The organism is Arthrobacter sp. 05N428_2 (genome assembly GCF_056397065.1).
Window position 1 is genome coordinate 26,369 of sequence record NZ_JBFTMR010000018.1, and the last position, 24,699, is coordinate 51,067.

General features: G+C 67.0%; 25 protein-coding genes and 1 tRNA gene. 9 read left to right on the plus strand and 17 right to left on the minus strand.

All coding sequences use genetic code 11. From position 1 onward, the window contains the following. Window positions 1-5: 5 nt before the first annotated feature. Together AC1DGI_RS15995 and AC1DGI_RS16000 are read right to left on the minus strand one after the other, a co-directional pair. The gene (locus AC1DGI_RS15995) at window positions 6-560 is read right to left on the minus strand and encodes a GNAT family N-acetyltransferase (RefSeq protein WP_476899535.1); all 555 of its coding nucleotides are present in this window, start codon (window positions 558-560) and stop codon (window positions 6-8) included. Then, window positions 557-1,165 (minus strand): hypothetical protein, encoded by a 609-nt coding sequence (locus AC1DGI_RS16000; protein ID WP_476899536.1) that lies wholly within the window; start codon window positions 1,163-1,165, stop codon window positions 557-559. Before AC1DGI_RS16000 ends, AC1DGI_RS15995 begins: the two co-directional genes overlap by 4 nt. A 234-nt stretch (window positions 1,166-1,399) precedes the next feature. On the opposite strand from AC1DGI_RS16000, the gene AC1DGI_RS16005 reads away from it, so the two are divergent. The 3 genes from AC1DGI_RS16005 to AC1DGI_RS16015 are packed head-to-tail and all read left to right on the plus strand — an operon-like array spanning window position 1,400 to window position 3,824. Beyond that, window positions 1,400-2,533 (plus strand): ABC transporter permease, encoded by a 1,134-nt coding sequence (locus tag AC1DGI_RS16005; protein WP_476899537.1) that lies wholly within the window; start codon window positions 1,400-1,402, stop codon window positions 2,531-2,533. Between the two features lie 57 nt (window positions 2,534-2,590). Continuing rightward, window positions 2,591-3,328 (plus strand): ABC transporter ATP-binding protein, encoded by a 738-nt coding sequence (locus AC1DGI_RS16010; RefSeq protein ID WP_441402075.1) that lies wholly within the window; start codon window positions 2,591-2,593, stop codon window positions 3,326-3,328. A gap of 58 nt (window positions 3,329-3,386) precedes the next feature. Further along, window positions 3,387-3,824, plus strand: coding sequence for a DUF2871 domain-containing protein (locus AC1DGI_RS16015; RefSeq protein ID WP_476899538.1), 438 nt, complete (start codon window positions 3,387-3,389; stop codon window positions 3,822-3,824). A gap of 38 nt (window positions 3,825-3,862) precedes the next feature. On the opposite strand, the gene AC1DGI_RS16020 is transcribed toward AC1DGI_RS16015, so the two are convergent. Together AC1DGI_RS16020 and AC1DGI_RS16025 are read right to left on the minus strand one after the other, a co-directional pair. Beyond that, a complete protein-coding gene (locus tag AC1DGI_RS16020) occupies window positions 3,863-5,014 on the minus strand; it encodes an EAL domain-containing protein (RefSeq protein WP_476899539.1) in 1,152 nt (383 codons plus the stop codon). Further along, window positions 5,011-5,187: a DUF1059 domain-containing protein gene (locus AC1DGI_RS16025; RefSeq protein ID WP_441402078.1), complete on the minus strand. Its 177-nt coding sequence runs from the start codon at window positions 5,185-5,187 to the stop codon at window positions 5,011-5,013. The genes AC1DGI_RS16020 and AC1DGI_RS16025 overlap by 4 nt, the downstream gene beginning before the upstream one ends. 142 nt (window positions 5,188-5,329) lie before the next feature. On the opposite strand from AC1DGI_RS16025, the gene AC1DGI_RS16030 reads away from it, so the two are divergent. Then, window positions 5,330-6,043, plus strand: coding sequence for an alpha/beta fold hydrolase (locus AC1DGI_RS16030; RefSeq protein WP_476899540.1), 714 nt, complete (start codon window positions 5,330-5,332; stop codon window positions 6,041-6,043). Between the two features lie 104 nt (window positions 6,044-6,147). Here the strand turns inward: AC1DGI_RS16030 and AC1DGI_RS16035 are convergent. Together AC1DGI_RS16035 and AC1DGI_RS16040 are read right to left on the minus strand one after the other, a co-directional pair. Then, window positions 6,148-6,229 (minus strand) — tRNA-Tyr (locus AC1DGI_RS16035). Between the two features lie 150 nt (window positions 6,230-6,379). Beyond that, window positions 6,380-6,613: a hypothetical protein gene (locus AC1DGI_RS16040; protein ID WP_476899541.1), complete on the minus strand. Its 234-nt coding sequence runs from the start codon at window positions 6,611-6,613 to the stop codon at window positions 6,380-6,382. A gap of 199 nt (window positions 6,614-6,812) precedes the next feature. Between AC1DGI_RS16040 and AC1DGI_RS16045 the strand changes: the two genes are divergently transcribed. Continuing rightward, on the plus strand, window positions 6,813-7,304 hold the full coding sequence (locus AC1DGI_RS16045) for a YajQ family cyclic di-GMP-binding protein (protein ID WP_441402936.1): 492 nt from the start codon (window positions 6,813-6,815) through the stop codon (window positions 7,302-7,304). Window positions 7,305-7,331: 27 nt separating this feature from the next. Here AC1DGI_RS16045 and htpX read toward each other — a convergent pair whose 3' ends face one another. Further along, window positions 7,332-8,204, minus strand: coding sequence for a zinc metalloprotease HtpX (htpX, locus tag AC1DGI_RS16050; protein ID WP_441400120.1), 873 nt, complete (start codon window positions 8,202-8,204; stop codon window positions 7,332-7,334). A gap of 61 nt (window positions 8,205-8,265) precedes the next feature. Next, complete coding sequence (locus AC1DGI_RS16055) at window positions 8,266-9,537, minus strand: MFS transporter (RefSeq protein ID WP_441400122.1); 1,272 nt, start codon at window positions 9,535-9,537, stop codon at window positions 8,266-8,268. Window positions 9,538-9,718: 181 nt separating this feature from the next. Between AC1DGI_RS16055 and AC1DGI_RS16060 the strand changes: the two genes are divergently transcribed. The 3 genes from AC1DGI_RS16060 (at window position 9,719) to AC1DGI_RS16070 (ending at window position 12,722) form a co-directional block, all read left to right on the plus strand. Next, the gene (locus tag AC1DGI_RS16060; protein WP_476899542.1) at window positions 9,719-10,546 is read left to right on the plus strand and encodes a class I SAM-dependent methyltransferase; all 828 of its coding nucleotides are present in this window, start codon (window positions 9,719-9,721) and stop codon (window positions 10,544-10,546) included. Window positions 10,547-10,730: 184 nt separating this feature from the next. Next, on the plus strand, window positions 10,731-11,198 hold the full coding sequence (locus tag AC1DGI_RS16065; protein ID WP_476899543.1) for a Fur family transcriptional regulator: 468 nt from the start codon (window positions 10,731-10,733) through the stop codon (window positions 11,196-11,198). A gap of 24 nt (window positions 11,199-11,222) precedes the next feature. Next, window positions 11,223-12,722 (plus strand): catalase, encoded by a 1,500-nt coding sequence (locus AC1DGI_RS16070; RefSeq protein ID WP_476899551.1) that lies wholly within the window; start codon window positions 11,223-11,225, stop codon window positions 12,720-12,722. A gap of 84 nt (window positions 12,723-12,806) precedes the next feature. Here AC1DGI_RS16070 and AC1DGI_RS16075 read toward each other — a convergent pair whose 3' ends face one another. The 9 genes from AC1DGI_RS16075 to AC1DGI_RS16115 all read right to left on the minus strand — a co-directional run bounded on the left by AC1DGI_RS16075 (window position 12,807) and on the right by AC1DGI_RS16115 (window position 23,454). Continuing rightward, window positions 12,807-13,727 carry an ABC transporter ATP-binding protein gene (locus AC1DGI_RS16075; protein WP_476899544.1) on the minus strand — a complete coding sequence of 307 codons (921 nt, stop codon included), beginning with the start codon at window positions 13,725-13,727 and terminating at the stop codon, window positions 12,807-12,809. Further along, window positions 13,717-14,490: an ABC transporter permease gene (locus AC1DGI_RS16080; RefSeq protein ID WP_476899545.1), complete on the minus strand. Its 774-nt coding sequence runs from the start codon at window positions 14,488-14,490 to the stop codon at window positions 13,717-13,719. The genes AC1DGI_RS16075 and AC1DGI_RS16080 overlap by 11 nt, the downstream gene beginning before the upstream one ends. Further along, window positions 14,487-15,329, minus strand: a complete 843-nt coding sequence (locus tag AC1DGI_RS16085) for an ABC transporter permease (RefSeq protein WP_476899546.1) — start codon at window positions 15,327-15,329, stop codon at window positions 14,487-14,489. The genes AC1DGI_RS16080 and AC1DGI_RS16085 overlap by 4 nt, the downstream gene beginning before the upstream one ends. Further along, window positions 15,326-16,312: an ABC transporter substrate-binding protein gene (locus AC1DGI_RS16090; protein WP_476899547.1), complete on the minus strand. Its 987-nt coding sequence runs from the start codon at window positions 16,310-16,312 to the stop codon at window positions 15,326-15,328. The genes AC1DGI_RS16085 and AC1DGI_RS16090 overlap by 4 nt, the downstream gene beginning before the upstream one ends. 288 nt (window positions 16,313-16,600) lie before the next feature. Next, window positions 16,601-18,148, minus strand: coding sequence for an amino acid permease (locus AC1DGI_RS16095; RefSeq protein ID WP_441400720.1), 1,548 nt, complete (start codon window positions 18,146-18,148; stop codon window positions 16,601-16,603). A 139-nt stretch (window positions 18,149-18,287) separates the two neighbouring features. After that, window positions 18,288-18,695: a DUF779 domain-containing protein gene (locus AC1DGI_RS16100; protein WP_441400718.1), complete on the minus strand. Its 408-nt coding sequence runs from the start codon at window positions 18,693-18,695 to the stop codon at window positions 18,288-18,290. A 70-nt stretch (window positions 18,696-18,765) separates the two neighbouring features. After that, window positions 18,766-20,289 (minus strand): acetaldehyde dehydrogenase ExaC, encoded by a 1,524-nt coding sequence (gene exaC / locus AC1DGI_RS16105; protein ID WP_441400716.1) that lies wholly within the window; start codon window positions 20,287-20,289, stop codon window positions 18,766-18,768. Between the two features lie 194 nt (window positions 20,290-20,483). Continuing rightward, entirely contained in the window at window positions 20,484-21,890 is a 1,407-nt protein-coding gene (locus AC1DGI_RS16110; RefSeq protein ID WP_476899548.1) for a GAF domain-containing protein, read from the minus strand. 115 nt (window positions 21,891-22,005) lie between these two features. Continuing rightward, on the minus strand, window positions 22,006-23,454 hold the full coding sequence (locus AC1DGI_RS16115; RefSeq protein WP_441400714.1) for an FAD-dependent oxidoreductase: 1,449 nt from the start codon (window positions 23,452-23,454) through the stop codon (window positions 22,006-22,008). A gap of 95 nt (window positions 23,455-23,549) precedes the next feature. On the opposite strand from AC1DGI_RS16115, the gene rarD reads away from it, so the two are divergent. Continuing rightward, window positions 23,550-24,656, plus strand: a complete 1,107-nt coding sequence (gene rarD, locus AC1DGI_RS16120) for an EamA family transporter RarD (protein ID WP_476899552.1) — start codon at window positions 23,550-23,552, stop codon at window positions 24,654-24,656. The last annotated feature ends 43 nt before the right edge of the window (window positions 24,657-24,699 follow it).

Here is a 24,699-nt window from a genome sequence, read left to right on the forward strand (position 1 = left end):
GCGGCTCAGTGCAGGATGCGCTGGAACAGGACGTGGTCCTGCCAGGAGCCGGCGATCTGCAGGTACTCCGGGGCCAGCCCGATTTCGCGGAAGCCGGTGCGCTCCAGCACTCTGCGGGAGGCGGCGTTGTGCTTCAGCGTGGCGGCCTGGATCCGGTGCAGGCCAAGCCGGGTCCGGGACGCCTCGATAACGTGGCCCACAGCGGCCGAGGCGATGCCTTGGCCGTTGAATTCCTGGTCCACCCAGTAGCCGAGGTTGGCGCTGAGGAACGGACCGCGCACCATCCCGGTCAGCGCCATGGCGCCCACGGCCCGGTCGCCCGCCAGCAGGATCCACGGCAGGCCGGTCCCGGCGGCGAGCGAGCCGAGTTTTTCACCAATGTTGGCGTGCTGGCCCGCCGTCGTGAAGAACTCGGCGCTGCGGAGGGGCTCCCACGGGGCCAGATGCTCCCGGTTCCGCCGGTAGGCGGCGCCCAGCCGCTCCGCGTCGGAGCTTCTAAGCACCCTGATCGTAACGTCGCCGGGCAGCTCCGCCGCCAGCCCGCCGCCGCCGTCAATCATTGGTCCCAATATTTCTGGATCTTCCCGGCCGCCGCCGACAGCCCGCCGATCGGCACCGAGCATTCGCCCATGCCGCGGTCCGGCCACTGCGCCACGACCCGGAGGTCACCGTCCGAAGGCAGCGGCCACACCCAGAATTTGGCGGAGCAGCTCGCCTCCTCGTCGCTGCCCGCGCCGCCTCCACCCCCGGCCGGCATGAGGACCGGCCCGTCGGGCGCGGTCTCCTCGGGACCCCAGGGACGCATGCCGTCCACCGTGGCCTTCTGGCCGTCCGGATAGCCGACGCCGAAGCGGAGCCCGCCGCCGTCGCCCGCGGCACCGCGGCGGAAACCGGGCCGGTTGAAGCACTGCTCGGTCACCGCGGCCCATTCCGCGTCGGTCTCGCTCCCGCGTCGGACCGTCCAGACCAGCTCGATCACGCACCCGGTGGTGAACACCTCAGCACTCTTCACCGCCATCACCAGCCGCGGGGTGCGCTGGAGGAAGCAGCCCACAGAGACGACGGCGGGCAGCTCATCCGACGGCGGCGCAGCCCAGACAGGAGGAACGTGTCTGGGCATCCGCGGCCGCTGCGGTGGGGTCGGCACCCCGTCGAAGAAGTTCATGCCCTCATCCTCGCACTGCGGTCAAGGACGCCGGCGGGTCCGGGCCCCCGGTGTCCGAAGGCCAGTCCGTGTGCGCGTCCCGCCCGGGAAGGATCAACCGAATGGTTGACCGGCGGACCAACCATTCGTCCAGCCGGTATCAACCGCCTGCACCATGGCGCCGGAGCCGGCCGGCGGGAGAGTTGATGGAGGAGCTTTTCGGCCCCCGCTCAACCCACTGAAAGAAGAACGACCGTGTTTCTTGCTATCCGCGATATCCGCTTTGCCAAGGGCAGGTTCGCCCTGATGGGCGGCGTCGTTGCCCTGATCACCCTGCTGCTGGTCATGCTCTCGGGGCTGACGGCGGGCCTGGGTGATCAGTCAACCTCCGCCATCGGCAAACTCGGCACCGTCAACAGCAGTGGAGTCCCGTCGAAGGCCGTGGACAGCGTCGTCTTCGGCGCGCCCGGGCTGAACGAGCCCAAGGCTTCCTACACCGAAAGCGAAGTCACCGCCGCGCAGGTCGATAGCTGGAAGAACCGGGCCGGGGTGCAAGATGCAGAAGCCGTCGGCATCAGCCAGACCCGCTTCCAGGCCGTGGCCGCAGACAGCGGAGCCGGTACCGGCACCACCAACGTCGCCGTCTTCGGCGTCGCACCCGAAGGCCATCTGGCCCCTTCCCGCGTCAGCGCCGACACTGTCGTGATAGGCAAGACGGTGGCCCAAGCCCTTTCCCTGGCCGCCGGTGACAAAGCCAACGTCGGGGGCGCCGAGCTAACTGTCAGCGCCGTGGTCGAGGACCAGTGGTACTCCCACACCAGCGTGGTCTGGACAGCGCTTCCGACTTGGTCCAAGCTGGCGCACCTGAGCGACCCTGGACAGCTCGGAACCGTCGCCGCCGTCACGTACAAGGCAGGCGTCGCCGTCGACGAGGCGGCCGCCAACACCGCAGCCCACACCGTCAGCGCATCCCGCACGGGTTCCTTCCAGGCCCTGGGATCCTACAAGAGTGAGAACGGCTCCCTGACCCTGATGCAGGCCTTCCTCTACGGCATCTCCGCCCTTGTCATCGTGGCCTTCCTGACGGTCTGGACCGTGCAGCGGACCCGCGACATCGCGGTTCTCAAAGCCATGGGTGCGTCCGGCGGGTACGTCCTGCGTGATGCCATCACGCAGGCAGCCATCGTCCTGCTCGCCGGCGCCGGGCTCGGCGGCGGGATCGGCATCCTCGGCGGATTCTTCGCGGCGAAGGCAGCCCCCTTCCTGGTCACTCCCGCGACGACGTTGCTGCCCATCTTCGGAATCATCGCCCTCGGCATGGCCGGCGCGGCGCTGGCAGTGCGCCGGGTCACCAAGGTCGACGCCCTCATCGCCCTCGGCGGCAACTAAAACCCCTTCCGGCCAGCAGCGCCCCGCCCGAACACCTCCACAAAAGGAAGTACCACCATGTCCTCTGCACCTCGTCCCTTGAACGTCGTCAACGCCAGCACCAGCCCCAGCCCCCTGAACCTCGTCAACATCACCCTCGAATACCCGGACGGCGACGGGACCATCAAGGCCTTGGATGCCGTGAACCTCACGGTCCAGGCAGGCCAGATGATCTCCCTCGTGGGCCCGTCCGGATCCGGCAAGTCCAGCCTCCTGGCCGCCGCCGCCACCTTGGTCCGCCCTACCCATGGCCTGGTGCTCATCGACGGCACCGACGCCACCGGGCTCGGCGACAAGGACCTCACCGCACTGCGGCGGGAGAAGATCGGCATCATCTTCCAGCAGCCTAATCTCCTCGCGTCCCTCACCGCCGCGGAACAACTCGTGATCGGTGACCATCTGCGCGGGAGGTCAGTCAAAGCAGCCCGCGCCAAAGCCGCGGAACTGCTCGACGTCGTCGGGCTCGCCTCCAGCGCGGACAAGCGGCCGCACCAGCTCTCCGGGGGGCAGCGCCAGCGCGTCAACATCGCCAGGGCGCTGATGGGCGACCCCAAGGTCCTGCTCGTCGACGAGCCCACGGCGGCCCTGGACCACGAACGCAGCGACTCCATCGTCCGGCTCCTGCGCCGCGTCACCGACGAATTCATGGTCGCCACCGTCATGGTCACCCACGACACCGAATTCGTCCCGCTGACCGACTCCGTGGCCACCATGCGCGACGGCCGGCTCACCACCCCCGTGCTCACCCTGGCCTAACGGCCGCCGCTGCTCCCCGAAGAATCACGCCACTACACCATCAGCAAAGGATCACCCCATGAAGAAGCTCTACTGTGCCAGCCTTGCGTACCTGATCGCCGGGCTGGCCTCCGGCCTGTTCTATCGCGAATACACCAGGGCCAACGATTTCACCGGGGCCAGCCAACTTTCTGTGGTCCACACCCACCTTCTGGCCCTGGGCATGCTCTTCTTCCTTGCCGTCCTGGCACTGGACAATATCTTCCGCCTGTCCGGCTCGCGCGTCTTCAACGCGTTCTTCTGGACCTACAACGCCGGACTGGTCGTCACGACGGCGATGATGGTCCTCAGCGGCGTCTTTGCCGTGCAGGGCATCGCGCAGTCGGCGGCGATGGCAGGCATCGCCGGCCTCGGGCACATCGGCCTCACGGCCGGACTGGTCCTGCTTTTCATCGCCCTGGGCAAGCGCGTCTCCGGCAAAGAAGTATCCGAAGCGGCATTCAGCACCGCCGGCTGACCCCGCGGCGACCCGCGGAAGTGAGACCAACGCCCGGCTTAGTCGCCGGCCCCGGCCAGGGCAATGACCATCCGCTCCATTCGGGCGACGCCGGCGAAGCGGCCGGCGTTGTCCGTCACCAGGAGTGACTCGAACCGTTGGCCCCGGGCCCTGGTCATTGCACGGGCCAGGGCCTGGCTCAACGGCGTATCGAGATTCACGCGCATTCCCGGGCTGACCACGCCCAGTGCGGACGCCCCGGCGTCCAGAACTGCCACCGGCCGGAGGTGCTCGCCGATCAGGACGACGGCCTCCAGCGCGGGGTTGGCGGCGAAGGCTTCGGCCGCCTGCGTGACACTCGCCACCGTCGTCGCCGGTTCGACGACGTCGCGGATGACAGTCTTGCGGTCTGCCGGGCGGGTGCTGGCCAGTCGGTGCGCCAGGTCAAGGTCGATGCCGGCCCATGGCGGAGCGGGCCGGGCCAGGTAGTAGCCCTGCACGAGAGGGACGCCCAGTGACACCAGTGCGTCCAGTTCCTCGGACCGTTCCACGCCCTCCGCCAGGATCCACGCATCGACCTGGCTGGCGAACGCACCGAGCATCCCGATCAGGGCCCGCTTCGCCTCATCCCGGTCGACGTCCTGGATCAGGGCGCGGTCGATTTTGATCAGGGAAGGCCGCAAGGCCAGCAGGTGCCGCAGCCCCGCGTAACCAGCGCCGGCGTCGTCGACGGCGATCAGGGCGCCGGCGGCGCGCAGCTGGTTGAGGTCCGGCTCCAGCTCCACATACGACTCAATGGGGGTCTGCTCGGTGAGCTCGACAATGAGCCCGCCCAGTTTGCCCTGGTCGCGCCATACGCCGCGGATGCTCTCCGAGGTCAGCAATTCCGGGGAGACATTAAGGGTCAGGAAGCAGTTGGCCGGCAGCGCATCCCGTGCCGTCAGTGCCTGACGCAGCGCCGCGGACTCGAGCTCTGCGGCTTTTCCGTGCTGGCGCGCAGCAGCGAACCAGATCTCCGGGTTCTTTTCGGCGTAGCCGGGAAACCGCGCCAGCGCCTCGTAGCCCACCACCGTGCCCCGAGAGGTATCCACGATGGGCTGATAGGCAGCCGCCAGTCCCTCGCCGCGGCAGGCCGAAGCCAGCAGGCTCTCCCAGTCCGGGGCCGCGGACCCGCCGGCCCCGGCGCCTGGGATGTCGGCCGCCGGAATCAACTAGCCGCGTGGATCGCTTTGCGGACCGACCCGACGAGTTCAGCGGGCAGTTCGGTCAGGCCGTGCACCGACGCCGCGTGGGCACCGACTTTGACCAGAATTTCGTCCTCGGTGCTGCAGACCCAGCGGGCTTCACAACCGGGAACAACGTCACCACATGCAAACGACTTCATTACAGCTCCTCAGGCTCAACGATCGACGCGCTTTACCCTACTCTCCAGTAGCGCAGTATCGGCCGATTCCGCGCCCCGGGTGTCGCAGGGCAAGCCGGGCGTGGCGGATCCCGGAAGCGGCCGGACGGCGTAGGGTGCCGGCATGGACATTATTCTGGTTCCCGGATTCTGGCTGGACGCGTCCTCATGGTCGGAGGTTACGCCGCCGCTGGTTGCCGCGGGGCACCGTGTGCACCCCCTGACGCTGCCTGGGCTGGAATCGGCGGATGCTCCGCGCGCCGGCATCGGTCTGCGGACCCACATCGACGCCGTCGTGGCCGCCGTGGACAGCTTCGACACTCCAGTGGTTGTGGTCGGCCACTCCGGAGGCGGCGCCATCATCCACGGCGCCGCCGATGCGCGCCCGGACCGCGTGGCCCGGGCCATCTACGTGGACAGCGGCCCCTTGGGGGAAGGCGGGGTCATCAATGACGAACTGCCGGCCGACGGCGACAATTTGGCGTTGCCGCCCTGGGAATTTTTCGATGACAAGGATCTGGTTGGCCTGAACGAGGACCTGCGGGCCGCGTTTAGGGCACGTGCCATTCCGGAACCCAAAGGCGTCGCCTATGACCAGCAGCGGCTCGTTGATGAACGCCGCTACGACGTCCCGGCCACCGTGATCGCCTGCGAATTTCCGACGTCGCTGTTGCGTGAATGGATTGCGGCGGGTCACCCGTTCGTGGCCGAATTGGCACAGGTCCGCGACGTCGAGTACGTGGACTTGCCCACCGGCCACTGGCCGCAGTTCACCAGGCCCGCCGACCTCGGCGCGGCCATCCTGGCCGCCGTGGACCGAACGTCGATTGCTCCGTAACGGCCGTTTTCACGCCTCAAAAGGGCGCTTACGGAGCAGTGGCGGGGTCATAGGACAAAAAGAAAAGTCTCCGGAACCTAGTGGTTCCGGAGACTTTTCAAGGGTGGCAGATGAGGGATTCGAACCCCCGTAGGCGTTGCCAGCTGATTTACAGTCAGCCCCCTTTGGCCGCTCGGGTAATCTGCCGAACTTCGAAAGAAGATCACTCGCGGCTTCCATGTTCGGAACGGCTGTTTCCAGTCCGTTCCGCTTCCAGCAACCGCGGGCAAGACAACTTTACAGAACTTCCGCCGAAGAATCGAATCGGCGCCAGATGGCCCCGGGAGGCCCGGAAACTCAGGCTTCTCCGCGGATCCGGTCCGCCAGTTTCGCCTCGAACTTGGCCGCCTGCTCCGGCGTGACCTGATTCAGTTGCACCGCCCGGGCCAGGTCCGCGTGCACCCCGCCGAGCCGGATCGAGGCCTCGGCGGCAGGACTCAGGATGATGGAGGCCGCCAAGGCAGCCGCCGCCACCGACGTCGCGGCGGCTGCAGTGGAACGGGTGACGTAACGGACGGCCTTGCGGTTCATGTGCCTTGCCCTTCAAACGACTTATCCAACGGCTACAACTATGCCGGACCAAGCTTCGTCTCCCCCGAGGTTCAGCTTTGAGCCGACTGAGAGGACCGGCCGCCCGCGGCACCTCCACAACCGGAGCATCCGTACTAGGCTGGAATGCAGGAAACACCGCCCTGCAGGAGGGCGTCCGGACAACACCAGGAGGACAGTCATGGCAGGCGAATCCACATTCGACGTCGTCAGCAAGGTCGACAAGCAGGAAGTTGCCAACGCGCTGAACCAGGCCCAGAAGGAACTGGCGCAGCGTTACGACTTCAAGGGCGTCGGCGCCGAAGTCGACTTCAGCGGTGAGAAGATCCTGATGAAGGCCAACTCCGAGGAACGGGTGCTGGCAGTCCTGGACGTGCTGCAGTCCAAGCTGATCCGCCGCGGCATCTCGCTGAAGTCCCTCGACACGGGCGAGCCCTTCGCCTCGGGCAAGGAATACCGCCTCGAGGCGAGCATCAAGGAGGGCATTGCGCAGGATCTCGCGAAGAAGATCAACAAGCTGATCCGCGACGAGGGCCCGAAGTCCGTCAAGTCGCAGATCCAGGGCGACGAACTGCGTGTGACCTCCAAGTCCCGCGACGACCTCCAGGAAACCATGAACCTGCTGAAGGGCTTTGACGAAGCCGACCTGCAGTTCGTGAACTTCCGCAGCTAGGACGCTGCCCGCGGATTGCCTGCGGACCTAGCCCAGCGGGCGGCCGGCCATCCGCTCCAGCCGGTCAATCCGCTCGCTCATCGGCGGGTGCGTGGAAAACATCCTGGCCACGCCGCCGCCGCTGCGGAACGGGTTGGCGATCATCAGGTGCGAGGCGTTCACCAGCCGCTGGTCCTGAGGCAGCGGCGCGAGCTGCACGCCCTGCTCGATCTTGCGCAGGGCGGAGGCGAGCGCCAGCGGGTCCCCGGTGAGGGTTGAGCCGTCCTCATCGGCGTCGAACTCCCGGGTACGGGAGATGGCCATCTGGATCAGCGAGGCGGCAAACGGCGCCAGCAGGGCCGTCGCGATCAGGGCCAGCGGGTTGGCATTGCGACGGTCCCCGCCGCCGAAGAACAGCAGCATCTGGCCCACCGAAGTGATCACGCCGGCGACGGCGGCAGCCACCGAAGAGGTCAGGATGTCCCGGTTATAGACGTGCATCAGCTCGTGGCCCAGCACGCCGCGCACTTCGCGGGCGTCGAGCAGCTGCAGGATGCCTTGCGTGCAGCACACCGCCGCGTTCTGCGGATTCCGGCCGGTGGCGAAAGCATTCGGGGCCATGGTCGGTGAAATGTAGATGCGCGGCATCGGCTGGTTGGCGCGGACCGACAGTTCGCGGACAATCTGGTACAGCTGGGGCGCCTCGGCCTCCGTCACGGGGTAGGCCTGCATGGACCGGATCGCGATCTTGTCGCTGTTCCAGTAGCCGTAGGCAGTGGTACCGACGCCGATCAGCGCCATGATCCAGATGGGAGCCGAGCTGCGCGTCCCGGTTGCAATCAGCGCCCCCAGGCCGAGCAGCACCGCCCAGAGCACGCCGAACAGGGCCGCCGTCTTCAGGCCGTTGTGATGGTTGTGCACTGATCCTCCCAAGCCGTGCCGTTGGATGTCCTTCGGGATCACCCACCTGAGAAACGAACCGCTAAGGGGCCGGGTTCCGCGCGTCGTACTTCAGGAAACCGGACTGCCAGCGGGCAACGAGCCAGGCCACCGCCGCGCACAGCACACCGCCCGCGAGCAACACCCAGCCCTCACTGAGCAGCCTAGTCGCGCCGCCCGCCAACATGTCGCCCACCCGGGGCCCGCCTGCCACGACGACGACAAAGACGCCCTGCAGCCTGCCGCGGAGGTGGTCCGGAGTGGCGGACTGGAGGATGGTGGTGCGGAAGACGGCGCTGACGGAGTCGGCGATGCCGGCCAGCGCGCAGCACAGGGCGGCGGGCACCAGCCACAGGGTCACGCCGTGGGCACCGGAACGGCCGGCGAGTACGACGACGAGGCCCAGCCCGGCGATCGAGGCGCCCCAGCCCATCACGGACCACACCACCGCCGCGCCCTGCGCCCGGACGGCGCCCAACGGGCCGGAGAAGAGGCCGGCCAGGAAGGCGCCGACGGCGGTCGAGGCGAGCAGCACCCCGACGGTGGCGTCGCCGCCGCCGATCATCAGCGCGGCGATGGCCGGCAGCAGCGCCCGCGGCTGGGCGAGGATCATCGCCACAAGGTCGATCACGAAGGTCATCCGCAGGTTGGGCCGGGTGCCGAGGAAGCGGAAGCCCTCCACGACGGAGCGCAGTCCCGCCCGGTGCGCGACTTGCCCCGGGGGCATCGGCGGCAGCCTTAACAGGGCCCAGAGGACGAACGCGAAGCTGGCCACGTCGATCGTGTAGGTCCAGGCGAAGCCGATCGCGGCGACCAGCACGCCGGCCAGCAGCGGCCCGGCAGTCATGGTCAGGCCGAAGATCATCATGCTCAGGGCATTGGCCGCGGGCAGGAGCTCCTTGCGCACCAGCATCGGGATGATGGCGCTGCGGGCAGGCTGGTTGATGGCCTGCGCGCCGCTCTGCAGGGCAATCAGGACGTACAGCAGCCACACGTTACCGAGCTGCAGCCAGGCCTGCAGCGCCAGGCCGACGGTGGTCAGCCAGAGCACCGCGGAGGCGAGCAGCGCGACGGTGCGGCGGTCGTGGGCATCCGCGATGGACCCGCCAAGGAGTCCGCCGACCACCAGCGGAACGAGAGCGAAAATGCTCAACAGGCCCACGTAGAGGCTGTCCTGGGTGAGCCGGTAGACCTCGAGGCTTACGGCCACCAGGGTGAGCTGGCTGCCCAGCGCCGAAGCGGCGGAACCGAGCCACAGGCGCCGGAACGCCGGGCTCTCGCGTAACGGCGTGATGTCCGCCAGGAATTTCCCCACCGGGCAACTCTAGCGGCGGGAAGCTCACCCGTTGGAGCGGCGCCCTGTGATCGCGGGGTGTCGCTTCACCGGGCTTCAGTTCGCAGCAGGAGGCGGCTTGCCCGGCGCGTCCGAATACGGAAGAGCTACCACGCCAAGGAGCCTCCGTCTTCTACAAGCTGCCCTTCAGTAGGGTGGAGGAATGACCCGAGATCATGACCCGCGGGCGCGGGCGGCAGTTGTCGGCACGGGCCGTTGGATTGCCGCCGCCAGAGCGTTGGAGACGGCCCGTCCGGACCGGCTTTTCAACGATCCGTGGGCCGAGCTTCTGGCGGGAGAAAGCGGCAAAGCCAGCTTGGAGGCCGCGGACTACAACCCGTTCCTGCCGGTCCGGACACGATATTTTGACGATCGCATTCTCGGCGCGGCCCGGATGGGCTCGCAGATCGTCTTGCTTGGCGCTGGCTTGGATGCCAGGGCCTTTCGGCTCGCGCTCCCGGTCTCCTGCACTGTGTTCGAGATCGACCACGCAGAGGCGTTCGCAGAGAAGGAAGCCATCCTGCGCACTGCAATACCCCGATGCGAACGAAGGTGCGTCCACGCCGACCTGTCCGGTCCTTGGACCTCGGCCCTTCTCGATTCAGGCTTTGACCGGCGCACACCAACGGTATGGGTTGCCGAGGGACTCTTCTTTTACCTGACAGACGCCGATGCCGAGTCCCTTGTCCGAGATGCCGCAGCCTTGTCCGCAGGCGGTTCCACCTTCCTGGCGGATATCTTTGGGACCGGCTTGTTGGCGTTGGAAGGCATGGCTCCGCTGGTGGCCGCGAGCAAGAGCGCGGGCCGGCCGCTGCCGTTTTGTACCGATTCCCCCGAGACACTTTTTCGGGCCGGCGGCTGGAGCGAGTCGGCGGTGGTCCAGCCCGGACAGCCCTCAGCAAACTTCGGTCGACTAACTCAGGTCCCCGCCTCGCGGGATGCCGGGCAGCAAACCAACGTCCGGACCTACCTGCTGACGGCCACGCGGTGAGGAATCGGACGAGGCTCCCCCGCCGCTGCGGGCGCTGCCCCTCGGGATGAGCGTGACGCACTACGCAGGCCCGCATTGGTCAGTCCCTGCGCAAGAGCGGCCCGACCCCGGTCGAGCGGGATGAACAGCGGTAATAAGCCGCACCTTATTATGAACAGCTAACAATAAGTGCTTGAATAGGGCCATGACGGATCACCTGGGTAGCAGCGAGGCATGGGCGGCAGCGCTGCGTGCCCACGGCCGCCGGGTGACCAAGCAGCGGCTCGCCGTGTTGACCGCCGTCGAACGCCACCCGCATTCGCCGGCGGAAGGCATCCTCGCCGCCGCCCGCGAGGACCTGCCCGAGCTCACTGCACAGTCCGTCTATGTGGTCCTGGGGGACCTGACCGAACTGCAGATGCTCCGCCGCTTCGAACCTCCGCATTCGCCCGCGCTGTATGAGACCAGGGTCGGCGACAACCACCACCACGCCGTCTGCATCAGCTGCGGCCGCGTCGAGGACGTCGAATGCGCCGTCGGCCATGCGCCGTGCCTCACCCCGCACTGGGACGCAAACTCCCGGCCCATGACCATCCAGATCGCGGACGTCCTGTACCAGGGCATCTGCGAGGAGTGCCAGCGCAAACAAAAACTTCCCGCCGACCGAATCTAAGTTAGAAACAGAAATAGGAGAATGATGACTCAGAACATCTCTGCGCCCGCAGTATCCACGACACAGTCCGGTGCCCCCGTCGCTTCCGACGCCCACTCGCAGACCGTCGGCGCCGACGGCGCGATCATCCTGACCGACCACTACCTGATCGAGAAGCTCGCCCAGTTCAACCGCGAGCGCGTCCCGGAGCGCATCGTGCACGCCAAGGGTGGCGGAGCGTTCGGTACGTTCAAGACCACCGGAGACGTCTCCGCCTACACGAAGGCCGCCCTGTTCCAGTCGGGCACCGAGACGGACATGCTCATCCGTTTCTCCTCCGTCGCCGGCGAGAGCGGCTCGCCCGACACCTGGCGCGACCCCCGCGGTTTCGCCGTGAAGTTCTACACCACCGAGGGCAACTACGACCTGGTCGGCAACAACACCCCGGTGTTCTTCATCCGCGACGGCATCAAGTTCCCGGACTTCATCCACAGCCAGAAGCGCCTCCCCGGCACGCACCTGCGCGACGCCGACATGCAGTGGGACTTCTGGACGCTCTCCCCCGAGTCGGCCCACCAGGTCACATGGCTCATGGGCGACCGCGGCCTGCCGGCTTCCTGGCGCGAAATGCAGGGCTACGGCTCGCACACCTACCAGTGGATCAACGCCGCGGGCGAGCGCTTCTGGGTCAAGTACCACTTCAAATCCAACCAGGGCGTCAAGGCCATCACCGGCGACCAGGCTGAAGAACTGGCCGGCTCGGACGCGGACTTCTACATCCGCGACCTGCAGGAGAACATCGCGGCGGGCAACTTCCCGTCCTGGGAGCTGCACGTCCAGGTTATGCCTTATGAGGACGCCAAGACCTACCGCTTCAACCCGTTCGACCTCACCAAGGTGTGGCCGCACTCCGACTACCCGCTGATCCACGTGGGCACCATGGAGCTGAACAAGAACCCCGAGAACTACTTCGCGCAGATCGAACAGGCCACCTTTGCGCCGTCGAACTTCGTGCCGGGCATCGCCGCGTCGCCGGACAAAATGCTCCAGGCCCGCATCTTCTCCTACGCCGACGCACACCGCTACCGCGTGGGCACCAACCACGCTCAGCTCCCGGTGAACCTGCCCAAGAGCCAGGTCAACAACTACAGCCAGGACGGCGCCGGCCGGTACCACTTCAACGCTCCGTCGGTCCCGGTGTACGCGCCGAACTCCTTCGGCGGCCCGGCTGCCGTGGAACCGCAGAGCCCGGCCGGCGGCTGGGAGAACGACGGCGAGCTGACGCTCTCCGCACACTCCCTGCACGCTGAGGACGGCGATTTCGGCCAGGCCGGCACGCTGTACCGCGAAGTGTTCGACGACGGCGCCAAGGCCCGCCTGCTGGACACCATCACCGGCGCCGTGGGCGGCGTGAAGAGCCCCGCCATCAAGGAACGCGCCATCCAGTACTGGACCAACGTCGACGCCGAGCTCGGCGCCAAGCTGCGCGCCAACCTCGGTGCAGGCCAGGCAGAATCCGACGCCGAGGCAGCCAACAAGCTGTAGCTTCCGCCGTCGGCCCCTGGCCACAACGAAAACACCCCGCCACGGACTATCCGTGGCGGGGTGTTTCTTTCTGTCTCCGCGACGCTACGCAGGCCCCGACGAACCGGCGGCAGCGCCTGCCGCGGCGGGCCGATGACCCTTCTTGGCGAGCTGGATCTGCTCGTACACGTGGTGGCGGAGTTCCGTGAAGCGCGGAAGGGACCGGGTCTCCAACTGGTCACGGTCCACCGGAAGGTCGATCACGATGTCCTCCTGGACGACTGTCGGGGAGCTGGACAGGATGATAACCCGTTCGCCAAGGTAGACCGACTCGTCGATGTCGTGGGTGACGAAGAGGACCGTCACCCCGAACTTCTTCCAGATGGCCCTGATCAAGTCCTCCAGGTCCGCGCGGGTCTGCGCGTCCACTGCGGCGAACGGCTCGTCCATCAGCAGCACCTCGGGCTGGTACGCGATGGCGCGGGCGATCGCCACGCGCTGCTGCATGCCGCCGGAAAGCTGCCAGGGGTAGGAGCGCGGGACGTGGGCCAGTCCGACGGCTTCGAGGGCCTCGTCGACGAGTTTGTCCCGCTCGGCCTTCGGCACGCCCTGGTTCTTCAGGGGCAACTCAACGTTGTCCCGGACCCGCATCCAGGGGAACAGGGACCGGCCGTACTCCTGGAAGACGACCGCCATCTTCTTCGGCGGCCCGGACACCCGCTTGCCGTCCAGCAGGACCTCCCCCTCGGTGGGCGCCATCAGACCGGAGATGCACTTCAGGAGCGTGGTCTTGCCGGAACCCGAGGGACCCACGAGGCACGCCAGCTCGCCGGCGCGCAGATCGAAGGTAAGGTTGCGGACCGCCTCGATGTCGCCGCCGTCGGTCTGGTAGACCTTCTTCAGACCGCGGACGGAGAGCATTGCCTCCGGCAGTGTCGTCCCGGCTGGCAGTGTCGTCCCGGCTGGCAGTGTCGTCCCGGCTGGCTGCGTCGTCCCGGCTGGCGCCGGGGTGGGGTCAGGCTGCATTTTCTACCTCTTTCTGGCCGTGGTACCAGCGCAGGATGTTCCGCTCGGCCCACTGGAAGATGAACGACATCGCCACGCCCAGCAGGCCCAGCACCACGATGCCGGACCACATTTCCGGGATGGCGAAGGAGCGCTGGAACTGGACAATGGTGAAGCCAAGCCCTGAGGACGAGGCGAACATTTCGGAAATGACCATCAAGATCAGCCCGAGGGAAAGCGACTGGCGCACACCCGCCAGGATCTGCGGACTGGCCGACGGCAACACCAGGTAGCGGACCCGGGCCCACCCATCGATGCCGTAGGTGTGCGCGGAATCCGAGAGGACGCCGTCGACAGCGCGGACCCCTTCGATGGTGTTGAGCAGGACCGGCCAGACACAGCCGGAGACGATGACGGCGATCTTCATGGAGTCAGTGATGCCCATCAGCAAGATCAGCACCGGAACAAGGACGGGCGGCGGGATGGCGCGGAAGAACTCCAACACCGGTTCCAGCAGGGCCCGCAGCCAGCGGACCGAGCCGATGAGCACGCCGCCCACCACGCCGATCACGATTGCCGCGACGACGCCGACCAGGAGCCGGCCGACGCTGGGCAGCACATCGGTGACGAAGCGCGGGCCGAACCAGACTTCGCCGAACTTGCCGACCAGGGCGGCCGGGGTTGGAACGAAGAAGTTAACCGCCCCGAGGGTCGAGACCCACCAGAGCAGGATCAGCAGGGCCGGCAGCGCCAGCACGTAGCCGAGAGTCTTCAGGGCTTTCATACGATCACCTCGGAACGGACGGAGCTGTGCCAGGAGAGGGTTTTCTTCTCGATCAGCCGCATCAGGGCATTGATCAGGACACCGATCAGGCCGGTGGCGAGGACGAGCGCGTACATGCCGGAGATGGCGCCGCCGGACTGGGCGAGGGCAATTTCCCGGCCCAGTCCCGGGGACCCGATCACGAGTTCCGCCGTGATGGCGAGCACGAGCGCCACCGTGGCGGCGAGCCGGACGCCGGTCATCAGGTAAGGCAGTGCGGTGGGGAACACCACGTAGCGGATCCGTGCCATCCGGCCCAGACCATACGTCTTCGCGGTGTTGTTGGCGACCATGTCGACGTCGGCCACCCCGTAAAGGACCTGGATCAGGACCTGCCAGAAGGCGGCGTAGGTGATCAGCATCAGGGACGACTCCATCTTCACGCCGAAAAGGAGCACGGCCAGCGGAATCAGGGCCACTGACGGGATGGGACGCAGGAACTCGACGGTGGAGTTGGTCGCCTTCCGCAGGAAATCACTGGAGCCAATGATGAATCCCAGCAGCACGGCCAGGGCTACGGCGATGATGAGGCCCAGGAACCAGGCCGACATGGTCTCCCCGACCGAAATCCAGAATGCTGTCAGGCCGAAGTCGCGCACAAGAGCCAGGATAACTTCGCTGGCCGGTGGCAGGAATTGCTCGTCAATGAGGCCGAGCCGGGGAATAAGTTCCCACGTTGCCAGGAATCCGATGATCCCCGCGAGGCCGAGCAGCTGTTTTGTCGGTAGTTTGCGGCCGGACCGGCGGTCCCGTCCCACGCTGGGGACGGGACCGCCGGAGGCCAGGGCGTTGGAACTCACGGGAGCAGATCGCCGGCGTTCGGAGCCTTCGACAGCGTGCCGTACTTGGTGGCGGCGTCGCCGAGGGTCTTGAATGCGTCCTTGTTGAAGTCGACGGTCCAGTGCGTCAACGTCATCTTGGATCGGGCGGCCTCGTCGATCTTGGTGTAGGTTCCCACGATGTCACGGACTTCCTGCGGGTGGGCCTGGGCATACTCGAGGGACTTGTTCATGGCCCGGGTGAACTTCTGCGTCAGCTCGGGCTTGTTCTTGATGGTGTCCGACTTGGTGAAGTAGCCGGCGATATCCAGCTTCGGGCTCATGTCCACGAAGTTCCAGTCGACGACGGTTCCGCCGGCGCCCACGGCCTTGGACATGAACGGCTCCAGGATCCAGGCTGCGTCGACCTGCTTGTTGGCCAGGGCAGCGGGCGCGTCCGGGAAGGCCACCTCGACAAATTTTACCGTCGAGGGGTCACCGCCGTCCTTTTCGATAGCGTGCTTGATGGTGGTGTCACCGATGTTGGAGAGGTTGTTCACCGAGACCGTCTTGCCGGCGAGGTCCTTTGCGGACTTGATGCTCGATCCGGCGGGAACGACGACGCCGCCGACATCCTTGCCCTCCTCACCAGTGGTCGAGGCACCGTTGGCCACGAACTTCAGGTCCAGGCCCTTGTCCTTCGCGACCATCACGGAGATCAGGTTGGAGAAGGCGAAGTCAAAGCTGCCGCTGACGACGCCGGGGACGATCGCGGCTCCGCCGCTGGCCGTCTGGATGTCGAGCTGGAGTCCTTCGTCCTTGAAGAAGCCCTGCTTGTTGCCCAAGTAGATCGGGGCGCAGTCCACGATCGGGATGACGCCGACGCTGACCTTGGTCAGGTCGCCGCCGCCGCCGGCGCCGGCGGATGCGCTGCCGCCGCCGGTGGAGCTGGGCGATCCGCTGCCGCAGGCCGAGAGGGCCAGGACGGAGGCGGCCGCCAGCACCGTGATAATACGACTTTTCATGGTCACTCCTATGTGCGCATTGGCATGGGAGCGTCAAAGCCCCCCAAGCCCGGACTGTTCGCCTTTCGAACAGAAGTTCAAATTCAATCCTAGTCGAAGATGTTGTGAGTTCCACCACATCGAATGCATTGTTACGGCTCTGAGACGGTCGCGGCGGCAGGCTCCAGCGGCACGCCCGGCGCCCGGCACAAAGGAACGCGGGGTCACGCATGGCCCATCCGGAGATGCCGGACGGGCCATGAGTGACCCCGCGCTGAACTGCGGCGTGCAGGTGTTCAGGTGGTGCGCCTACGAGCGGGTGAGCGCCCGCTCATCCTTTTCGGCCGGCGAGGCGGGCGTGCCGTTGACGGCGGCCTTGGCCTCGGCGAATTTCTCGTTGAGGCGGGAGTGGCGCTGGCCATAGGCGAAGTAGATGGCGATGCCGATGACCAGCCAGATGGCAAAGAAGATCCAGGTCTCCACAGCCAGGTTGGTCATCAGGTACAGGCACAGCGCGGCCGACACGACCGGCAGCACCTTGCCGAACGGCACGCGGAAGGCCGGCTTCAGGTCCGGGCGCTTCTTGCGCAGCACCAGGATGCCGAGGCTGACCATCACGAATGCGGACAGCGTGCCGATGTTGATCATTTCCTCGAGCAGGTCCACGTTGGTGAGCCCGGCGACCACAGCGACAGCCGTGCCACAAATGATCTGCAGGCGTGCCGGGGTGGCCCGGATGGTCGAGGTCTTGGACAGCGAACGCGGCAACAGGCCGTCGCGGCTCATCGCCATGACCACGCGTGAGAGGCCCATCAGCAGCACCATGATCACCGTGGTCAGGCCTACGAGGGAGCCGAACGCGATCACTTTGGCGGCGTCGGTGTTCCCCACCGCCTCGAAGGCGGTGGTCAGGGTCGGGTTCTTCGCCTCGGCCAGCTTGGTATAGGAGACCATGCCGGTGAGCGCGAGCGAGACCAGGATGTAGAGCACCGTGACGATCGCCAGGCCGCCGAAGATGCCGCGCGGCAGCGTCTTCTGCGGGTTCTTGACCTCCTCCGCGGAGGTGGCGACGACGTCGAAGCCGATGAAGGCGAAGAACACGAGGGCGGCGCCGGCGAAGATGCCCAGGGTGCCGTACTGCGCCGGGGCCGCGCCGGTGAGGAAGCCGAAGAAGGACTGCTTCAGCACGTCCGTGGCGCCCGTGCCGCCGGTGGGCTCGGAGGCGGGGACGAACGGCGTGTAGTTCTCGAACTTCACGTAACTGAAGCCGACCACGATAACGAAGAGCACGACGGCGATCTTGATCAGCGTGAAGACGTTGCCGACGCGGGCGGACAGCTTTGTCCCCAGCACCAGCAGCACGGTGAACACGGCGACAATCAGGAAGGCGCCCCAGTAGAGCTCGATACCGCCCACGGAGAGGGCCGGCGGAACGTCCAGGCCCATCAGTGCAAAGACCTTGCTGAGGTAGATGCCCCAGTACTTGGCGATCACGGCGGCGGCGGTGAAGAGCTCAAGGATGAGGTTCCAGCCGATGATCCAGGCGAGCACCTCGCCCATGGTGGCATAGGTGAAGACGTAGGCGGAGCCGGCCACGGGGATGGCGGTGGCGAACTCGGCATAGCACATGATCGCCAGCGCGCAGGTGACCGCTGCGATCGCGAAGGAGACGGTCACGGCCGGGCCGGAGAAATTCGCGGCGGCTTTGGCGCCGACCGAGAAGATCCCGGCGCCGACGGCGACGGCGACTCCCATGATCATCAGGTCCCAGGTGCTGAGCGAGCGTTTCAGTCTCCGCCCAGGCTCATCGGCGTCGGCAATCGACTGCTCGATGGATTTGGTCCGGAAAAGGTTCATGGCTAAGTCCAAAATCTCGGTAACTGGATGGAAAACAGACCTATTAAGAGTAGTGTCCATCCACTGGACGGCCATATTTATCTCACATCGTGAGACGTTGCGGCGGGTACCGCGGGACCGTCGGGGCCGCTCGGACCGCTTAGACGGGCCAATCCATCAGGGTCGAGCGGATCAGGAAACGCTTCCCCTCGGGCGCCTCGACCGAGAACCCGCTCCCCCGGCCTGGTACGACGTCGACGGTCAGGTGGGTGTGGCTCCAGTAGTTGAACTGCTCCTTGGACATCCAGAATTCCAGCGGCTGCGGCTGCAGCCCGTCCGAAATATCGAACAGGCCCAGCAGTACGTCCGAGTCGCCGGTAAGGAACTCCCCCGCCGGGTAGCACATGGGCGAGGAACCGTCGCAGCATCCGCCGGACTGATGAAACATCAGCGGACCGTGCTGCCGCCAGAGCGTGCGAAGCAGCTCCACAGCCTCGGGGGTGAGCGCCACCCGGGAAAAGTCCTCGCCGGCCAGTGTCACGGCGGCGTCAAGCCTGGTCTGGGACATCGGGGCTTCTCCTGGGTCGGTGGTATCGGTCGTGCGGGGCGGACCGACCGGTCCGCCCCGCTGCGGCGGCTTAGAAGAAGCCGAGCTTGTTCTCGTTGTAGCTGACCAGCAGGTTCTTGGTCTGCTGGTAGTGGTCCAACATCATGGCGTGGTTCTCGCGGCCGATGCCGGAGGACTTGTAACCGCCGAACGCCGCCCCGGCCGGGTACGCGTGGTAGTTGTTGACCCACACCCGACCCGCTTGGATCTCGCGGCCGGCGCGGTACGCCACGTTGCCATTGCGGGACCAGACACCGGCGCCGAGGCCGTACAGGGTGTCATTGGCGATGCCCATGGCGTCGCTGTAGTCGCTGAAGCGGGTCACGGAGACCACCGGGCCGAAGATCTCCTCCTGGAAGATCCGCATCTTGTTGTGGCCCTCGAAGATGGTGGGCTGGACGTAGTAGCCGCCGGCGAGGTCGCCGGACAGTTCGGCGCGGGCACCGCCGGTGAGTGCCTTGGCGCCTTCCTGCTTTCCGATGTCCATGTAGGAGAGGATCTTTTCGAGCTGGTCGTTGGAGGCCTGGGCGCCGAGCTGGGTGTCGGTGTCCAGCGGGTTGCCCTGGATGATCTTCTGGGTGCGGGCCAGCGCGTCGGCCATGAAGGAGTCGTAGATGCCCTCCTGGACGAGGGCACGCGACGGGCAGGTGCAGACCTCACCCTGGTTGAAGGCGAAGAGCGTGAAGCCTTCCAGTGCCTTGTCGTAGAACGCGTCGTTGTTGTCCGCGACGTCGTTGAAGAAGATGTTGGGGCTCTTGCCGCCCAGTTCCAGCGTCACCGGGATCAGGTTCTGGCTGGCGTACTGGCTGATCAGGCGGCCGGTGGTGGTCTCGCCGGTGAAGGCGATCTTGCGGATCCGCGGGCTGGAGGCGAGCGGCTTGCCGGCCTCGACGCCGAAGCCGTTCACGACGTTGATGACGCCCGCGGGCAGCAGGTCGCTGATCAGTTCCATCAGCACCAGGATCGAGGACGGGGTCTGCTCGGCCGGCTTGAGCACCACGGCGTTGCCGGCGGCGAGCGCGGGGGCCAGCTTCCAGACGGCCATCAGGATCGGGAAGTTCCACGGGATGATCTGGCCGACGACGCCGAGCGGCTCGTGGTAGTGGTAGGCGGTGGTATCGTCGTCGAGCTGGGACAGCCGTCCTTCCTGGGCCCGGACGGCGGACGCGAAGTAGCGGAAGTGGTCCGCGGCGAGCGGAATGTCCGCGTTGAGGGTTTCGCGGATCGGCTTGCCGTTGTCCCAGGACTCGGCGACGGCCAGCAGCTCGGTGTTCTCGTCGATCCGGTCGGCGATCTTGTTCAGGATGGCGGCGCGCTCGGCGACGGAGGTCTTGCCCCAGGACGGGGCGACCTTGTGGGCGGCGTCCAGGGCCAGCTCAATGTCCTCGGCGGTGCCGCGGGCGACCTCGCAGAAGGCCTTGCCCGTCACCGGCGTGATGTTCTCGAAGTACTGGCCCTTGACCGGGGCCACCCACTCGCCGCCGATCCAGTTCTCGTAGCGGTCCTTGAAAGTGACCTTCGAGCCTTCGGTACCGGGCTGTGCGTAGACAGTCATTGCAGCTCCTTTGCTGTGCAAGATTGGTATGCAGGACTAATGCGGGAGCGGCCGTGATCCCTGGGGCTGCCGCTGGCACCAGCCTAGGAGCGGGGAGGTTGCAAGCAGGTTGCAACCGTCCCCGCCTGCCCCCTAACCTCGCAAGCTCGGCCAGGGAACCCGGCAGGCGTGGGCCCAAATCCGCCGCGGTGGTCTCAGGCGCTGAGCTCCGCTTCCAGCCGTTCGATGTCCGCGACGACGGCGGCCCGCTTCGGCGAACGCGGCGGCAGCAGCTTCAGGGCGGCAGCGCGGACGACGACGTCGTCCCGCGCTTCGGGCAGCTCCGCGTACCGCAGCAGCGACTCGGCACTGCCGTCGGTCAGGACGGCCTCACGCAGCAGGGCGGACAGGCGGCGGCGGAGTTCGACGATGCCGGGCGCTTCGGAGCGCGGCAGGACGGCGCCGCGGTAGATTTCGAGGGCGATCCGGTGCGCGCCGCGCTGCAGGCAGCTGAGCACCTGGCCGGAGTCGGGCGCCAGGTCCACGGGCAGCCGGTAGGGCCGTGACGCCGGGACCGCTTGTGGGTTGAGCTGCTGCAGGACCCTGCGCAGCCGCACCATCTCGGCGCGCAGCGTCATGGTGGAGCCGCTGCCCGGGTAGAGCAGCGCGCTGAGCTCCTCGGCGCTGAGCCCTTCCGGATGCGCGCCGAGCAGGGCCAGGATTTCGCTGTGCCGGGCGGAGAGGGTGACGGTGCGTCCGTCCAGGCTCAGCACCGCCTGGTCGCGGCCGAGCAGTTGCAGGCTGTTGCGGTAGAGGCTGGACGCCGTCACGGCGCGCGGACCGGCGGACGTGGCCTTGCCGGCGAACCCCTTACCGCCGGCGTCCGGCGAGGCGCGGCGTCGGACCGGCGGGCCCTGCCGGGCGGCGGCGCGCTGCAGCCGCTCCACCCGCAGGTGTGCCTGGGCGGCGGCGACGGTCGCCTCGACGAGGGACAGGGTGTGGGGCGCGACGGCGGATTCGGTGCCGGTGATGTCCACGACGCCCAGGAGGGCGCCGGAGTCCGGATCGTGGAACGGTACGGCCGTGCAGCTCCAGGGGTGCACCGACCGCTTGTAGTGTTCGGCGCCGGCGATCTGGATGCCGCGGCCCAGGGCCAGCGCGGTGCCCGGGGCGCTCGTGCCCACGGTCGCCTCGGACCAGTCGGCGCCCGGGACGAACATCATCCCTTCGGCGCGGCGCTGCATGACGGGATCCCCCTCGACCCACAGCAGCCGGCCCACCTCGTCCCCCACGGCCACCAGCATGCCGCTGTCGTAACTGGGCAGCACGAGTAGTTTGTGGATCACGGGCATGATCGCGGCGAGCGGATGCTGCCGGCGGTATTCTTCGATTTCCTCGCGGTCCATCGCCAGCGGGGCCTCGGGGTTATCCGGGTTGGCGTGCAGTTGCGCCGAGCGCTGCCAGGATTCCCGGATCAGGCTGCGCAACCCGGTCAGCTGCTCCCCGTTCAGGCCGAGGCCGCCGAGCTGCTCATGCCCTGCGCGGGCATACCGCTGGAGCAGCTCCGCGCTCATGCCGGGGCCGGAACCGCGCGGGGCGTCCTGCTCGACCGGATTCCGCATTGAATCTCCCACCTGATTGACGCCTTCGTCAGAGCGACGGCATGCCGCAGTCGGCGTCGTCCCACGAGTCTAGGGGGCGGGCGGGAGCCCCGCCAGAGGATGCGCGTCCGGCTAGTCAGCCCCGGGAAATCCGGATCATTTCGTCCCGCGGGACGACCTTGATGCGTTCACGTACGACGCCGTCCGCCGCGCCGCCGGCGGACCATGCCGCGCCGAGGGCCAACTCGTGCGCATCCAGCTTGTTCCAGCCCTCCCAAGTGGTGTATTCGACGCCGCGCTGTTCAAGCAGCTCGATGATCGCCTGCGGGTCCGGGTTCCGGGCCGGCGGAAGGGTCAACCGGTCCTCCAGCAGGAAACCGATCGTTTCCAGGGCATCGCCCTTGGTGTGGCCGATGAGTCCGACCGGGCCGCGCTTGATCCAGCCGGTGGCGTAGATGCCGGGCACCGGGTTGCCCCCCGCGTCGAGCACGCGGCCGCCCTCATTGGGGATGACCCCGCGCCGGGCATCGTACTCCAGCTCGTCCAACGCGGAGCCGTGGTACCCGATGGCGCGGTAAACGGCCTGGACGGGGTAGTCGACGAACTGGCCTGTGCCTTTGACGTTGCCGGTGCCGTCGAGCTCGGTGCGCTCGAACTTGATGCCCGACACCTTGCCCGGGTGGGCGCCGTCGTCGTAGATCTCGACCGGGCTGTGCAGGAAGTGCAGGTGCAGGCGCCGGGAGGACGGCTGCTCAGCCTCGGCGTGCTCTTCGACCAGCCAGTTGCCCAGCGTGTTCACCATGGTCTTGATCTGGTTGTTCGTGCGGATAGCCTCGTCTGAGGCGTCGTCGAACTCGAAGTCCTCCGGGTAGAGGACGATGTCCACGTCCTTCGCGTGGCTGAGCTCGCGCAGTTCCAGCGGGGTGAATTTCACCTGCGCCGGCCCGCGGCGGCCGAAGACATGGACATCCGTGACGGGAGAGTTCTTGAGAGCCTGGTAGACGTTGTCCGGGATCTCGGTGGCGAGCAGTTCATCGGCGTGCTTGACCAGCATCCGCGCCACGTCCAGGGCGACGTTGCCGTTGCCGATCACCGCGATCTCCTTGGCCTCCAACGGCCAGTCACGCGGCACATCCGGATGGCCGTCATACCAGGAGACGAAATCGGCGCCGCCGAAAGAGCCCTCCAGCCCGATGCCCGGGATGTCCAGGTCCGCGTCCTTGATGGCGCCGGTGGCGAAGATGACGGCGTCGTAGAAGGCCCGGAAATCGTGCAGGGTCAGGTCCCGGCCGTAGCTGACATTGCCGAGGAAACGGATGTCGCCGCGGTCCAGGACCTTGTGCAGGGCGTTGACGATCCCCTTGATCCGCGGGTGGTCCGGGGCCACCCCGTAGCGGATCAGGCCGTAAGGCGCCGGGTACGCCTCGAACAGGTCGATGCTGACCTCAAAGTCGCCGTCCTTGACCTCATTGGACTTGGTCAGGATGTCCGCGGCGTAGACGCCGGCCGGTCCCGCGCCGACGATTGCGACGCGGAGCGGACGTTTGGATGTTCTTTGAGGCGACGTTTCGGCCGAGGTGGACACCGGGAGCCCTTCTGAGTCTTGACGGGTGCGCCGGTGAATACAGCGCACAGTCCCCTATTCTAAATGTCCCCCGCGCCTCGGTGGAGCCTGGCGTGATGGAGATCGCAGGCGCCGGGCGGCGCCGGGCGGCGCTTACCGGCCGGAATACCCGCACCAACGGTGGTGTTATTGATCTTGTGCCAAACACCGACGGTTCCCCCGCCCCCGCTCCCGCCACACTGACCTCCCCGGCGGGCGCGACCCCGGCCCGACCCGCTGGCAATGCCCCCGGACTCAAAGCGGTGGATAAGGAGACGACGGCGGGCGTACTGTTCGGCGTCGGCGCCTACGGGCTGTGGGGGCTGCTGCCGCTGTACTTCTTCGTATTGGCGCCCGCCAGTGCCGTCGAAATTGTGGCCAACCGCGTCATCTGGTCCCTGTTGTTCTGTGCCCTGCTGATCACCGTCACCCGTTCGTGGCGGGTGCTGGGGGCCGCGTTCCGGAACCGCACCGTGATCGGCCCGCTGGCCATCGCCGCCGGATTGATCGCGGTCAACTGGCTGACCTATACCTACGGCGTGACGACCGGCCAGGCCGTCGAAACGTCCCTGGGCTATTTCATCAACCCCCTGGTGTCGGTGCTCCTGGGCGTCTTTGTCCTGAAGGAGAAACTCCGCCCCCTGCAGTGGGCCGCCGTCGGCATCGGATTCGTAGCCGTGGGCGTGCTGTCCTTCTCCTACGGCAAGCTCCCGTGGATCGCGCTGACCCTGGCGTTCAGTTTCGGCCTCTACGGCTTCTTCAAGAAGCGGGTGGGGCCGCGGGCGGACGCGCTGACCAGCCTCACGGTGGAAACTGTCGTGCTCGCACCGCTCGCCGGGACCACCATGATCGTTTTGGCCCTGAGCGGTGCCGCGACGCTGACCGCAAACGGCGCCGGGCACTTCTGGCTGCTTCTCGCGTCCGGCGTCATCACCGCCGTCCCGCTGCTGTTCTTCGGAGCCTCCGCACGCCGACTGCCGATGACGACGATCGGCCTCTTGCAGTATTTCGCCCCCGTGCTGCAGTTCATCGTGGCGCTGGCCGTCTTCAAGGAGGCGATGACCACCGAGCGCTGGATCGGCTTCGGCGTCGTCTGGCTCGCGCTCGTGGTGCTGACCGCCGACATGCTGCTCACCGCGCGGAAGAACTCCGCCACCCGCAGGCTGGCCCGCGCCGCCGCTTAGGCCTCGCGGCCAAACGGCGGCGCTCGGTCGCGCGGCCCGCGGC